Here is a 14,337-nt window from a genome sequence, read left to right as displayed (position 1 = left end):
AGAATATTTAAACCTCAATTTTCAAGCGCAACAATTAGAAAAAGCATCCCTTGAAGATAAAATAATAAATTTAGAAGCCAACATTAAATCTAAAGAAACAACATTACAAGAAACTAAAGATTTATCTGATGAAGAAAAAGCTAAATTACAAGAAGAAATTGCATCAATTAAAAATAATCTTAAAAATCAAAAAGATCTAATAATAAAAAAAGATAATGAATTAGTTGCATCAAAAGAAAAAATATCAATTTTAGAAAAACAATTGGCTTCTAATATTCAAGATGTAGAACAATTAAAAGCAGAAATTACCAAAAAACAACAACAATTAGAAGAAAAAGAACAAAAATTAAGCGAACAAAAAGACTTATCAGCAAACGAAGTTAAGCAATTAAATGAAGAAATTAATAATTTAAAAAATAACATCGAACAAAAACAAGTAAATTATCAAGCTCATTTATTAATTAAAGAAGAAGAAATCAAACAATTACAAGAAAACGAAAAAAACTTAAAAGAACAATTAACTAAAAAACAAGAAGAAATCAAAAACCTAAGAGAACAACATGTGAAAACTTTGGAAGAAATCCAAAGACAAATTACAAATTACAAAAAAACCGTTTCTGAACTTGAAAACGAAACCTTGAAACTAAAAGAACAAATTGAAAAAAATAAAGAAAACGCTAAACAATTACAACAAGAATTATTAAATAAACAAACAAAAATAAACACTATTAATCAAGAATTAGTTAACCTTTCAAATCAACAAACCTCTTTACAACAAGAATTAAGCAACCTAACTCAAACTTATGATGAATGGCAAACAACTTGCGAAATCAAAGCTAATCAGGATATTAATGAAGATAGGATTAAAGATGAAGCAATATACTATTCCCCTGTCCCTTTTGAAGTTGAATTAACCGAAAGAGATAAACAACAAGAACAAATAGGCCCTCCACGAACAATAAAAAGTCAACCAATAGAAATTAATGGAGCCACTTTTTATTATATAAGACCTTGCTTTACTTCAAAGAGAATATACTTCACCGATAAAAACAGGAACGATTGGGATAATTATAGAAATAAATTGGTAGCTGGAACCCGTTGGCGATTTAAGTTTAATCAAAATGTAAGTACCACCCCACCACCAAATAAACTCAATAATTATAAATTGTTATTGCTCCAAAAAAAGAAAAATTTGAATGAAATTGAGGAAAAATTAGAACATAAGAAATACGAATTAAATATTTATCAACAAGAAATAAATGATTTAATTAATAACCAACAGCCTGATGATACTTTGCAACAGGAATTAAATAATAAAGAAACTCATATTAAAACTTTAAAAGGCGAAATGCAACAACTAGAAATCAAAGAACAAGGTTTTAGAAGTGAAATTGATACTTTAAAATTAGAAAATAAAAACCTAAAAGAAAAATATACTAATGATTTAAATAAAATCAAACAAAAACTTGATGCAACTAAAACCGAAAACAAACAACTAGAAAAAGAAATGCAAGAGATACAAGATGAATTAGTTAAAAACGGCAACGCTGATAAAACATTAGTTAAACAACTAAACGAAAAACAATCTAAAATCAAAGAGCTAAATGGTAAAATTAATAACTTAGAAACCAATGAGGAACAATTACAAACAATCATCAAACAAAAAGATGAAGAAATAAATAAACTACAACAAACTATCCAACTTCAAGCCCAAGAAATTCAAAGATTAACAATTGAATTGGAACGTCAAATAGATCTTTTCGCCGAACGAGGTAAAAAGATTTTACAATTAGAAGGAACAATTAAAGCCTTAGAAGATGCCAATAGTGGCTTAAGTGGAACTAATAAAGAATTACAACACCAAATTGATAAGTTAAAAAACGAATTAGAAACCGAAAAATTAGCACATAAAGATACCAAAATAACATTGGGAAACCAAATAACTGACTTAAATTCCCAAGTATCTGATTTAAAAGGAAATAAAAAACAATTAGACGATTCCTCAGAAACTTGGGGAACAACTGTAGATAGCACAATAACAGCAGCAAACATCGGAGGAGCTACATACTCAGGAGCTAAATCAGGAGCTATAATTGGAAGTGCACTTTTACCTGGTTTCGGAACGGCTGCAGGTGGTTTTATTGGAGGCATAATTGGTGGCGGAACTGCTATAGCTACTAAGTGGGACACAGTTAAAAGGTGGTGGCCTTGGTAAATGTTAACAATAAAGCTATCTAATTTAGTATTTGTGATAAAATAAGTTTGTTAGTTTTTGTATTATTTAGTAATTAGTAAAAAATTAAAAAAAAGGAAATTAATTATGTATATTATAGGAATAATAGTTATTTTGAGTTTAATTGGGGGGGCATTTGTGGTGGCTCCTTTATGGATATATTTTATCTCAAAAAATGTCAATAATAAATTAAATAACTTAGAAAATATAAAAAAACAAATTGAAATTAATCAAGAAAAATTAAATCAAAAAATAACTGAATTATCAAATAATAAAGTTTTATCACCACAAGATAAAACTTTATTACAAATTGAAATAAATTCAATCCAAACTGAATTAAACCAACAACAAACAGATTTATCTCAAATTCAGTTTTCACTCGGCAAATTAAAAATAAAAAACTTTAAAAAAACAAATCCTAAAAAAATTATAATTATATATTATGGCATTATGCTAAGTATATTTACTATTTTTGGTGGTTTTATATTTTTAGACAATAAATACGACATAACAAACTCCAAACCTAAAATTTATCCCATCCCTGATAAAACAACTGAAGTAAAAGAAGAATATTTTTACGGTCATCAAATTCATGAACGATACCCAATTGACAAAAAATACCTCATACCTTCAAATGAAAAACCATATTTAGGTTCTGATGGGAAAACATGGTATTTATATAAAAATTCAGCTGAAACTCTTAAAGGTACACCAATGATTAATATAAAATACGTCTTCTATGGCTTAAATGGTTTAGGCAAGGGACAACACCCAGAATATGAACCAACTGACATCCCACCTTTTTACAAAAATCCTTTCAATAAATGGAAATATAAAAACTCCCAAATTGATCATTTTGGCGCTTTTTGGAACGAACATAAACGCGGAGATTCACAATTCAAGGTATCATTAAGACCATCCCCAACCAAACACACTATAGAACTTAACTACGAAGGACCAAAATGGTTACTTGAAGAAGATAAAGATTTTTACATAGATGAATTTGAATGTCGTGAATTTGAAAGTATTGAAAACTTTAAGGATGGTTTTAAGTACAAAAACTACTATCTTCACTTCAATCCAGTCAAACAATACATTACCCTTTATACCAAGAAATTTAATACTAAAAATGATGAAAATAAATAAAAATTAAGACCAACTATAAAGTTGGTCTTTTTCATTAATTTGAATGAAATGTGATATCTTCTTAAATAAACAATCTAAATTTTAATTTTAAAATACCACCCCTAAATCAGGAATGCTCTTAAACGCATTATTTTGCCTCTCTCGCTGCGTTTAAATCAATCCTAGGGTTATTATAACCCTAGGATTGATTTAGACCCCCTTTAAATTCAATTTAGCCTCTAAGTGACCTTCAAAAACCCTTGTAAATACGTACTTTTATTTTTTACAATTTTGGCATAAATTAAAACGGATCATTTTTTAAAACTAATTTAGACCCCCCTCAAATGAGGGGTCATTTTTTTATTTTTAAGGGAGATTTTTTTGATCGTTTTTTGACAACTTTTTTTCATTTTTTCGGCCTAACTATATAGTGTAGGGATAAAATATTTAAAAAAATATATTAAAATATATAATATAAAGAATAAGAAAGGAAATAAATATGAAAACATCAAACATTCCCAACAAAAACCAAATTAACGTTTTTGATGTTGCTCTTTACATTGTTAAAAATAATCCTCATCCAACTACTAAAATGAAACTAAATAAAATGATTTATTACGCTCACGCAAAATATTTAGTACAAACAAAAAAACCTCTTGTAAAAGAACAAATCCAAGCTTGGATTTATGGTCCTGTTTTTCCTGAATTGTGCGCACAAGTGAAAGAATTTACTTATAAACCGTTAAATCCCGATTCTTTATCAATGGGAGATGAAACTAAAATAAATGCCACTCAAAAACAAATCCTTGATGATATTATTTCATTATACGGCAATAAAGAAGCCAGTTTTTTAACTCAACAAACTCACGAAGAAGACCCATGGAAAAACATATATTATATCAATTCCGATTGGTCTAAAAACATTATTAAAAACAAAGATATTTTAGAATATTTTTCTAAAAATACTAAACACATTTGTTAATATGGAACAAACAGTTAATATTTTTTTTCGTTATCGATTCGATCAAAATTTAACAGATATTTCAAGTTTTAAAACAATAAAAGGTTTTAAACAATTTTTAGAAAAAGTTATCTCTCCTTTAAATAAATATATTGAGTATACATGGTATCAAATCAAAAAAACACATAATAAAGGTCCTAGATATCATGTAGTCCAACCTAGCACCCTTTCTCGAAAAGGGTTTGCTCGTGTTGTTAATCTTTCTGAAGATGAACTTATTTTCCAAATATCTCTTAATTTGCAAGAACGTGTTTATGGTATAACTGTTGGTGAATATTTTGTTATTATCGCCTATGATCCAAACCATAAAGGAAATACAAAGAAAAAATAATTAACCAACCCAAACTCGATCAAATGATAAATAATATTAAAAAAATAGAAAAGCAATTAAGAAACATAAAAAAATATGTTAAAATATATAATATAAAGAGGGTTCAAATACTTTAGAACAAACAACTCATTTAATCACTATCGTTAGCATCCACAAGAAGAAGTTTCAAACATCTTAATGAAGGTGATTATAATGGAAAAAATAATTACAAAAAAGATACCCCCTAAATCAGGAATGCTCTTAAACGCCCCCTGATTTTGGATTTCTCCCTTTTGGGACCCTCAGATAACCCAGTAAAAGCCTCACTTTCAATTTGAGCATTTTGAGGTTAATTTAAAACGGATCGTTTTTTTAAAACTAATTTAGACCCCCCCTCATTTGAGGGGGTATTTTTTTATTTTTTTTCACTTTTTTTTATTTTTTATCTCTTATGTCATCATTTCGCTAATGTTTATGGTCGGGCTTTTGTCATTTAACCTTATTAGAAACATATATCATTAATATTATTTTATTTAATATTAAATAAAATAATATTAATGATACTAATTAAATATAAAAACCCTTAATAGGTTTTTATATTTAATTAGTATATATAAATTTATTATAATATATCACAATTTATAATGTTTAGATAAAGTATATTGTCTAACCAGGTGCCCGTCAAATTTTTAAATTTGACGGACATATTAAAAACCCCTAAATCCCCAGAGGGGACTTTATAGGAGGAGGGTAAGAGTTAATTTGGTTGTACTTCGGCTGGACGCCTAGTTCGCTACGCTCGTCTTTGAATACTAATCATATTATATAATAATTTAATTAATACAATATTTACAAATAAATATTATAAAATTTAAAATATAGAAGGATGCTAAATATGATATAATTGATATATATATTATAACTTATTATTATACAAATAAAAAAATAAAGGAGTTGAGATTATGAAAAACAAAAACCAAATCAATGTTTTTGATGTGGCAAATTATATTATTGAAAACAATCCACATAAAACCACTCATATGAAATTACACAAAATGATTTATTATGCTTATGCTAAATATTTAGTAAAATGTGGTTCACTTGATAGTTTTAAAGATTCTTTTAGAGCTTGGGTGTATGGTCCAGTTTTACCTGAATTATATAAAGAATTTAAAGAATTTACTTATTTACCTATTAATAAGCTATCCCCAAAAGGAAACATTAAAAAAATAAATACTTCGGTTGATTGGAAAAATGTTATTGATAGTATTATTGAATTGTATGGTAGTGCAACTGGCAATGAATTATCAGATTTAACTCATCAAGAATTACCATGGCAGCTGGGTTATAATAGCGGTGGTAGTTGGGATGAAAATGTTATTTCAGATGAAATTATTTATAAATATTTTAAAAACAATTTAAATAGGATTCAAAAATAAAATGGTTGATAGGTTTGGCGGCAAAAAATTTATTTATTCTTTTGATAAAGAATTGACTATATTATCTTATTTTAAGAAAATGAAAATTAAAAACTTATTTGAAGAGGTTTTATTTCCTCTAAATTATCACATTTCACACAAGAATTTTTCTGATGTTTTTAATAATAAAAATTATTTTCATAAAGTGAAAAGTGAAAATTTAAAAAATCATTTTAGTGATATTTTATCTAAAGCAAACGATAATGATGTTTATCAATTAGGACTCGGTAAACAAAAGCGTCTACTTGGAATTATTATCAATTATGTTTTTCATATTATTGGATTAGACTCAGAACATATAATTTAAACAATTTCTATTTTTATATTTTTCAACATATAAATTAACTCCTTTCTCTTGGTGCTTTGACACTTTCCAAAAGAATTATTCAACATCTTAATGAAGGTGATTATAATTGAAAAAATAATTACAAAAAAGATACCCCCTAAATCCCAAATGCCTCTTAAACGCATTATTTTGCCCCTCTCGCTTTGATTTAAATACAATTAGGGTAATAACCCTAGTCTTAATTTATACCCCCTTTAAATTCAATTTGTTGATAAAGTAGTCCTCAAAACCCTAGGAAAACACTTACTTTTAATTTTTACAATTTTGACATAAATTAAAACGAATCATTTTTTAACCTAATTTAGACCCCCTCATTTGAGGGGGTATTTTTTTATTTTTGAGGAAGATTTTTTTGATCGTTTTTTGACAACTTTTTTTCATTTTTTTGTCTCTTCCAGGAAAAATCGCTAGTGTTTATGGTGGCGATATTGCCTTTAACCCTGTTATTATATAGCATAACCGACCTAAAATTAAAAACTCCGCATTATTGTGTAAAAAAATTTAACCCATGTCGTTTTATAGGAGAGTTTTTCGTTTTTTCGGCCTATATATATAATGGTATGTTTCTAATAAGGTTAAACCCGTAGGAAAACCTAACACCAATTCAAAAAGCCCTCCAAGGCTGTTTTGAATTGGGTTGTGATAAATAATACTTAATTCGGGTTTAACCTTATTAGAAACATATATCATTAATATTATTTTATTTAATATTAAATAAAATAATATTAATGATACTAATTAAATATAAAAACCTATTAAGGGTTTTTATATTTAATTAGTATATATAAATTTATTATAATATATCACAATTTATAATGTTTAGATAAAGTATATTGTCTAACCATGTGCCCGTCAAATTTAATAATTTGACGGCCAAATTAAAAAACCCCTAAATCCCCAAAGGGGACTTTATAGGAGGGTGTAATAGATTAATTGTAATATTCCTCGGCTGGCCGCCTAGTTCGCTACGCTCGTCTTTGAATACTAATCATATTATATAATAATTTAATAAATATATTTTAAAATTAATTTTTAATGCATTTTTGAGTTATAATTGTTTTTGTAATTAAAAAAAATATTAAGATAATTGGTGTTAATGATGCAAAAATTAAAGAAGAAAATAAAATTATTACAAAATATGATTTTCCATATTCAAACCATTAATAAAAAAATTGTTTTTAAACTGGTTAAACAATTTGTCAAAGATCTCAATTTAACTACCATTTTAAAAACAATTCAAATTAAAAGAAGTACTTATTATTATTGGTTAAAAATTAAAGAAAAAATTAAATTAAAACAAGAAAAATATCTTTTGCAACAACAACGTATTCAAACTTTATGTTTGCAACATGAATATTTTTACGGTCATCGCAAAATTACTGATTTATACCAAGAAATTTTTAACGAATTTATTACTAAGAAAAAAGTTTATCTTATTATGAAAGAAAATAATATTTGTTGTAAGTTAAGACCTAAGAAAAATAAATATTATTATCATAAAAATTTAAAATCTAACCTCAAAGTAGTCCCAAATTTAATTAATCAAAACTTTAATACCTCCCAGCCCATGAAAAAACTATTTACCGATATTACTTATTTTCCCACTCCCCAAGGATTTATTTATTTTTCGTGTATCATCGACTCTTTTAACAATCAAATAATTGCTTCTCACACTTCAAATCAACAAAATAAAGAATTAATTTTAAATACAATCAAAAAAATTCCCACTTTAAAAACCCCTTGTATCATTCATTCTGATCAAGGAACCGTTTATCAATCACAAAAAGTCCAACAAACACTAACTAAAAAAGGTTTTTTAATCAGTATGTCAAGAAAAGCCAACCCTCGTGATAACGCCGTTATTGAAAACTTTTTCGGCCAGATGAAAAGTATTTTATTCAACCAACATCCCTTTTTATTCCAAAAAACCTCAACTAAAATCAAAAAAATTATCAATCAATTCCCTTCTTTTTGGAATAATAAATGGATTTTAACTAAATTAAACAATTTATCTCCTTTGAAATACTTTCAAACTTTTAGATAAATATTTAATTACAGATATTATAAACTTATAACCTTTGAAAAAAGGTTGTTTTGTCATGCATTTTTTCTACCCAAAACAATAAATTCCGCATTATTGTGTAAAAAAATGAAACCCATGTCGTTTTATAGGTGAGTTTTTCGTTTTTTCGGCCTATATATATAATGTAGGGATAAAATATTTAAAAAAATATCTTTTGAAACTAGCAAATTATGAAAAAACATTAGACACTTTTTAAGTGTAATGAAATTACTTTGTTAGTTTGAAAAGATATGGAATTATGCCTTTAATATTGGTTCTTAAAGGGTTTTTTTAAAACCAAAAGTTGTATGAAAAAATGGAACAGCCCAGTCACATCATTATTATTTTCGTCCAAAATATTTTTTATTTCTTTATTAAAATTTTTGTTTTGTTGTGATGAAGTGCTTTTATGTATTTTTTGTTCAGTTTTTTCAAATGATGATATTAATTTGTTTATATAAACTAAATTAATAAATGCGTTACCAACGTGTTTTATTTCATCTTTTGGATTCGACGTGTTTTGTGGTGCTCCTGATTTAATTTTATCTCTTTTGTTTTTATAATCTAAGAACTCTTCCTTGTCTATTTCCTTTTTAAAATATTTTTCTTCAAACTCTGTTTTTATCCTAATAATATTTCTTATTTTAGAATATTTATCAAAAATATCTATGATTTTTTTCTTTTTCTGTATAACCCATAATATTTTTTTCAATATATTTTACATTAGGAACTAATTTTCTTATTTGTTTTAAGTAATCTTTATATTCTAGTTTTAATTCTTCATAACTTTTTTTCTTTTTGATTGTGTGTTCTGGATCCAATAAACCCATTGCTTCATTAAATAATAAAGCTTGGTCGTTTTCCTTTTTCTTAGTTTGAAAACAATAAATATTACCGTATTTTTTGCTTTTATCATGTTTTCTAATTGTTCTAGAAAATGCTTGGATTAAATTATGGTATTTCAACTCTTTGTCTAAGTATAAGGTATTTAATAGAGGAGAATCAAAACCAGTTAAAAACATGTTGACTACCAAAAGTAAATCTATTTTTTTGATTTTTATTATCAGTTTTCATTTTTTCTAATATTTGTTCATGATATCTTTTTTCATTAACAAAAGGTGTTTTATCATCTACAAATTGATTTTTTGTTTTTTTTGCTAAAATTTTTATAAAAATCACTTTTTATTGATTTAAAAGCCTCCCTTTTATCGTCATTTTTTTCATTTTCAGAGTTAAAATGTTCAGAACAAATAGCTGCTATTTTTAAATCATGTTCATTTTCCTTGTTTTTAAATATGTTATAATATTCTATTAAATCATCAATATTAGAAACAGCAAATAAGGCATTATATTTTTTATTTTGTGTTAAATCATGATAAGAATTTAGAATCTTTTTTACTACTTCTTCTTTACAAGTTGAATTATTTTTTGCTTTTCTATAATATTCCACATTATAATTAATAACAAATTTATCTTTTGGAACATTGGAAAAACGATATTCATGTATACATTTATTAAAAAGTTCTTTTGTTGTTTTAGCATTTTTACTAAGTTTATTTTTTTCGCAAATAGGCGTCCCTGTAAACCCCAAAAAATAAGATCCATAAAAATATTTAATCATATTTTCATGCATTTCTCCTTGTTGCGATCTATGGCATTCATCTATGATAAAAAACATTTTTTCATTTTTATATTTTTTTAAAAAATCTTCATTTTTATATTTGTTTATTAATGAATGTATTTTTTTTAAAGTCGTTACAATTATTTTTCCACTAGCATTGTTTTTATTTTGCATTATTTCTTTAAGATTTTCTACCTTTAATATTTCTTGAGTTGAATCTTTTTCAAAACTATTAAATTCTTGAAGAGTTTGTAAATCTAGTTCTATGCGGCCAACTATAAAAAAACAATAATATTTTTTTGAGTTTCATTAATGGATATAAATTTTTTCAAATAACGACAAAGTAAAAAAGCAGTTAAAGTTTTACCTGAACCTCTGGTATGCCAAATATGACTATTTTTTTTAATGTTATTTGTAACATTTAAAGGGTTTTCTTGGGTTATTTCTTTTTTTTGTGAATTCAACAATTTTTTTTATAGCGTGAAATTGATGAGGTTTAGCAACCATTAATTTTTGATTTTTTTCATGATGAACCAAAAAGAAAAATAGAAACAATGCTAAATGGCAACGTTGTAAAAATTCTGGAATAAATTCCATGATTTCATTTCTTTTATTATTGTTTTCATCACTCCATTCAAAACGGAATTTATTTAATTCCTTGCTTTTTCCTGCGTCTTGATTTGAAAAATATTGAGTATCGGTTCCATTTGAAATTATAAAAAGTTCTATACATTTCAATAAACCTTGTTGTTTTAATTTAGGGGAATAGTCTTCTACTTGTTTAAAAGCTTTGTCAAGCCCTTTATCCAAACTTCTTTTTTTTAATTCTATTAATACCATCGGTATGCCATTAATTAATATTACTATATCATGCTCAGCTGATTTTGACTCGTTTTTATATGAATTTTGAGCAGGGAACGTTTTGTGCTACTTGAAAAATATTTTTACACCAATTTTCTTTATTAAAAAAATTAAAATAAAAATAGTCTTTTTTGTCTTTTTTTGGAATTTTTATTTCTTTTCTTAAATATTTATAAATTTCGATAACATCCATTTTTTCATTGGTAAGCAATTCACTATTAATTGTAGAAAACCAGTATTCATTCAGCTCCTCCTTCCCCTTCTCTTGAAAAGAACATACCTACTGTTATATTCTATAAATTGTCTTTTAAAATTATCCTCTAATTTTTCTTGTGTTTTGATGCTAACTTCTGCATAACCCATTTTTTTAATTTGTTAATAATGCTTTTTCTTAATATCACCTCTTCCTTTTTATTTTTTTATTTTTTATTATTTAAACACATATTTGTTAATTCTCCACTCTCATTAACTATTTTAGAAAATATTTAAAATGAAAAAAAATAATTAGATAATTTGTCTTTTGTATATTAGGTCGTTGATTTATATTTAATATTTAAACGTCGCTTGATAAACGTTATTAACTATATTTTATCAAAAAAACAACAATATAATTCGTTATTTTAACCACTTTTTATGTCTTTTTGGCTTTTATTTTTTCTTTATGGGTGGGAATTAATTTTATTTTAAAACGATTATAAATTATTATTTTGATATTTTTTGGGTTATAATAAAGTCATAAGCAATTTAGTTTATTTTAGATTATTATTTATTATGTTAATTATTTTATTTATAGACAAATAGCTTTTATAATTTTAATCAGTTATCGAGTATATTGTTTTTAGCAAAACCAAAGAAATAGAAAAAATATATACTCAAAATGGTGAAAAATATTTTGTTCAAAACAATGGCGATATAGAAAATAAAAATGGCGACAAAGTATTTTTCAGAAAATGCGAGACAATAGAAAAAATAAACCGCAAAAATGGGCAAATAGAATTTTATAAAAAGAATGGCAAAATGAATAAAAAAGAATTGAAAGATGGAACTCTTATTTATTATGACGCAAAGGGAAAAAATACAAAAATAATAAATGTAAAGTTAATTCAATCTAATCGTATTCTAACCATAGAATAGATCAATATTTTTAATTACAATAAACAAATAATTCATTTGCAAATTTGCAAAATAAACTTCTATTTTCATCTAATAATATGTTATAATATTTAGGAGATTTTTTTGTATATAAAAAATTATTTATGTTCTAATTTATCTAGATATATTGTTGTGGTTTGGGCATAATTTAATCAAAGGAGTTTTTAGTGTCTTATTTAGTTTTATACAGAAAATACAGACCACAAACTTTTGCAGATGTTGTCGGTCAAGAAATTATTATCCAAACTTTAAAAAATGCCATCAGATACCAAAAAATTAATCATTGTTATCTTTTTAGCGGCAACAAAGGTACTGGAAAAACTACTTTAGCCAAAATTTTTGCCAAAGCCATTAATTGCTTGTTGCCCAATCAAGGAGATGTGTGTTGTTCTTGTCATTATTGCCAAAACTTTACCAAAGCAAACACAGACATCACAGAAATTGATGGCGCTTCTTATAATGGGGTTGACGAAATCAGAGAATTACAGGATAAAGCCCAATACAAAGCTCACACAGGCAAATACAAAGTCTATATTATTGACGAAGTTCACGTCCTTACGCCAAACGCTTTTAACGCTTTGTTAAAAATTTTAGAAGAACCGCCCGAACATGTAGTTTTCATCTTGATTACTACCGAAATTTATAAAATCCCTGACACCATTTTTTCGCGCGCCCAAAGTTTTGCCTTTGAAAATTTGAACCTCAAAAACATCACTGCACAATTAACCAAAATTGCTGCTTTGGAAAATATGTTTATCACTGAAGATGCCATCAAAAGCATTGCTTGCCATTCGGAAGGTGGAATGCGAAACGCCCTTAGTTTGTTAGATCAGGTAAGCGCTTATCAAAATAATTTGATTACTTCAGAAGATGTTGCAAATATTAAAGGTACGGTGTCTGCCAGAATTATCAAAAAATTGTTCCAAAATCTACTAAAAAAAGAAGCGATCAAAGCATTGCAACTTTTGCACAAAGCAATTGATTCAGGCAAAAACATCGACCTTTTAATTTTAGATTTAATTGATGCTATCAAAGATTATTTAATTTGGAATGCCAAAAATAAAAAAGATTCCAAAACATCGCCACTTTACCAAGACCAAAAAATATTATTGCTTGAAGAAACAAACCACATTGATCATTTTTTAAGAATCTTAATTAAATTACAACAAGACCTCAAAAAAAGCGATCAAAAAAAATCTTTGGTAGAAATTGCCTTTTTGCAAATATGCTCTCTACATTCTTTTCAATTTCAAGCCAATTTACAAGAAAACCAACAATTTGTAACAAATAAAACAAATATTTACAATAATGAGAAAGCATCACTTGCATTAGATGAAACAAATGCCAAAGAAAATTATGAACCAACAAAGCTTACCCAAAACAATACAGAAAAAATCAAACCAACTAAACTTGCGTCAATAGCAAACGAAAAACCACCAAAAACAGAATATCTGCATCCAGTCCAAGATTTACAGTCTCAAAATAATTTTTCACAAAAAAAACCTAACAATTCTACTACCTCCGAATTGACTCAACAAAATAACTTGCCTTCCCAAAACTCACAAGAAACCAAATCCCCAACAAAAAAAAACCCTTATTTTTCCAATTCTTCTCTTTGTGATTTGATATCATTTGCAATTAATATTTTATCTAATCAAGACGAGCCAACCAAAAACACAATAACAAATTTTTGGACAAATTTACAAAATCGCTATTCTACTCACAGTTATTATAAAAATGTAGCCGAAATTTTGGATAGAGGAAAAATAGTTGCTTTGAGTCAATCCCAACAAATGATTTTAGTTTATGAAGATGAAGATGCCTTTGAACTTGTTTTACAAAAAAACATCAAACAAAAAGCTTTAGAAATTTTGAATAACGACACTTTTGCAATTACAGACTACATTGCTTTTTTAAAACAAGATTGGCAAGCCTTAGAAACTTTTTACAACAAAAACCATCCTCATCCAAACCAGGCATCAATTGCAAAATTCACAGCTACTTGCAATTTTGATCTTGACTTATATCAAAACAAAGCGACCCAACCAACCAAGCCTGCTATTATCCAACTAGCTTATGATTTTTTTGGTAAAGATATAGTAGAAATAATTAACTAGGAGCAAAAAAT

Annotated in this window: 12 protein-coding genes and 1 pseudogene; 8 read left to right on the top strand and 5 right to left on the bottom strand. The window is 26.2% G+C overall.

The window, feature by feature from the left end; all coding sequences use genetic code 11:
• Positions 1–250 precede the first annotated feature (250 nt).
• The 7 genes and pseudogenes from HGD80_RS01820 to HGD80_RS01790 form a co-directional block, all read left to right on the top strand.
• Positions 251–2,215, top strand: a pseudogene (locus HGD80_RS01820) (hypothetical protein); the annotation flags it as partial.
• A gap of 105 nt (positions 2,216–2,320) precedes the next feature.
• Positions 2,321–3,379 (top strand): hypothetical protein, encoded by a 1,059-nt coding sequence (locus HGD80_RS01815; protein WP_219475399.1) that lies wholly within the window; start codon positions 2,321–2,323, stop codon positions 3,377–3,379.
• Between the two features lie 478 nt (positions 3,380–3,857).
• Complete coding sequence (locus HGD80_RS01810) at positions 3,858–4,340, top strand: Panacea domain-containing protein (protein WP_219475245.1); 483 nt, start codon at positions 3,858–3,860, stop codon at positions 4,338–4,340.
• A 1-nt stretch (position 4,341) separates the two neighbouring features.
• Entirely contained in the window at positions 4,342–4,710 is a 369-nt protein-coding gene (locus HGD80_RS04815) for a hypothetical protein (RefSeq protein ID WP_225904400.1), read from the top strand.
• A gap of 941 nt (positions 4,711–5,651) precedes the next feature.
• The gene (locus HGD80_RS01800; protein ID WP_219475203.1) at positions 5,652–6,128 is read left to right on the top strand and encodes a Panacea domain-containing protein; all 477 of its coding nucleotides are present in this window, start codon (positions 5,652–5,654) and stop codon (positions 6,126–6,128) included.
• Position 6,129: 1 nt separating this feature from the next.
• The gene (locus HGD80_RS01795; protein ID WP_219475397.1) at positions 6,130–6,474 is read left to right on the top strand and encodes a hypothetical protein; all 345 of its coding nucleotides are present in this window, start codon (positions 6,130–6,132) and stop codon (positions 6,472–6,474) included.
• 1,138 nt (positions 6,475–7,612) lie between these two features.
• Positions 7,613–8,557 (top strand): IS3 family transposase, encoded by a 945-nt coding sequence (locus HGD80_RS01790; protein ID WP_219475606.1) that lies wholly within the window; start codon positions 7,613–7,615, stop codon positions 8,555–8,557.
• 283 nt (positions 8,558–8,840) lie between these two features.
• On the opposite strand, the gene HGD80_RS01785 is transcribed toward HGD80_RS01790, so the two are convergent.
• From HGD80_RS01785 to HGD80_RS01765, 5 genes are all read right to left on the bottom strand, one after another.
• Complete coding sequence (locus HGD80_RS01785) at positions 8,841–9,287, bottom strand: type I restriction endonuclease subunit R, EcoR124 family (RefSeq protein WP_219475396.1); 447 nt, start codon at positions 9,285–9,287, stop codon at positions 8,841–8,843.
• The gene (locus HGD80_RS01780; RefSeq protein WP_219475394.1) at positions 9,232–9,609 is read right to left on the bottom strand and encodes a type I restriction enzyme subunit R domain-containing protein; all 378 of its coding nucleotides are present in this window, start codon (positions 9,607–9,609) and stop codon (positions 9,232–9,234) included. Before HGD80_RS01780 ends, HGD80_RS01785 begins: the two co-directional genes overlap by 56 nt.
• Before the next feature lie 92 nt (positions 9,610–9,701).
• A complete protein-coding gene (locus HGD80_RS01775) occupies positions 9,702–10,463 on the bottom strand; it encodes a DEAD/DEAH box helicase family protein (protein ID WP_264081108.1) in 762 nt (253 codons plus the stop codon).
• An 8-nt stretch (positions 10,464–10,471) separates the two neighbouring features.
• Entirely contained in the window at positions 10,472–10,660 is a 189-nt protein-coding gene (locus HGD80_RS05695) for a DEAD/DEAH box helicase family protein (RefSeq protein WP_219475392.1), read from the bottom strand.
• Positions 10,605–11,051 carry a type I restriction endonuclease gene (locus HGD80_RS01765; protein ID WP_323802005.1) on the bottom strand — a complete coding sequence of 149 codons (447 nt, stop codon included), beginning with the start codon at positions 11,049–11,051 and terminating at the stop codon, positions 10,605–10,607. The genes HGD80_RS05695 and HGD80_RS01765 overlap by 56 nt, the downstream gene beginning before the upstream one ends.
• A gap of 1,325 nt (positions 11,052–12,376) precedes the next feature.
• Here HGD80_RS01765 and dnaX point away from each other — a divergent pair.
• The gene (gene dnaX / locus HGD80_RS01760) at positions 12,377–14,326 is read left to right on the top strand and encodes a DNA polymerase III subunit gamma/tau (RefSeq protein ID WP_219475391.1); all 1,950 of its coding nucleotides are present in this window, start codon (positions 12,377–12,379) and stop codon (positions 14,324–14,326) included.
• The last annotated feature ends 11 nt before the right edge of the window (positions 14,327–14,337 follow it).

Origin of the sequence: Paulownia witches'-broom phytoplasma, from assembly GCF_019396865.1 — a bacterium.
GTDB lineage: Bacteria > Bacillota_I > Bacilli_A > Acholeplasmatales > Acholeplasmataceae > Phytoplasma > Phytoplasma asteris.
This window is presented reverse-complemented; position numbering and strand designations above follow the sequence as displayed.

Coding starts and splice junctions, on each gene's coding strand:
- HGD80_RS01795 (WP_219475397.1), top strand. CDS start 6,130: ATGGTTGATAGGTTTGGCGGCAAAAAATTTATTTATTCTTTTGATAAA.
- HGD80_RS01800 (WP_219475203.1), top strand. CDS start 5,652: ATGAAAAACAAAAACCAAATCAATGTTTTTGATGTGGCAAATTATATT.
- HGD80_RS01810 (WP_219475245.1), top strand. CDS start 3,858: ATGAAAACATCAAACATTCCCAACAAAAACCAAATTAACGTTTTTGAT.
- HGD80_RS04815 (WP_225904400.1), top strand. CDS start 4,342: ATGGAACAAACAGTTAATATTTTTTTTCGTTATCGATTCGATCAAAAT.
- HGD80_RS01815 (WP_219475399.1), top strand. CDS start 2,321: ATGTATATTATAGGAATAATAGTTATTTTGAGTTTAATTGGGGGGGCA.
- HGD80_RS01790 (WP_219475606.1), top strand. CDS start 7,613: ATGCAAAAATTAAAGAAGAAAATAAAATTATTACAAAATATGATTTTC.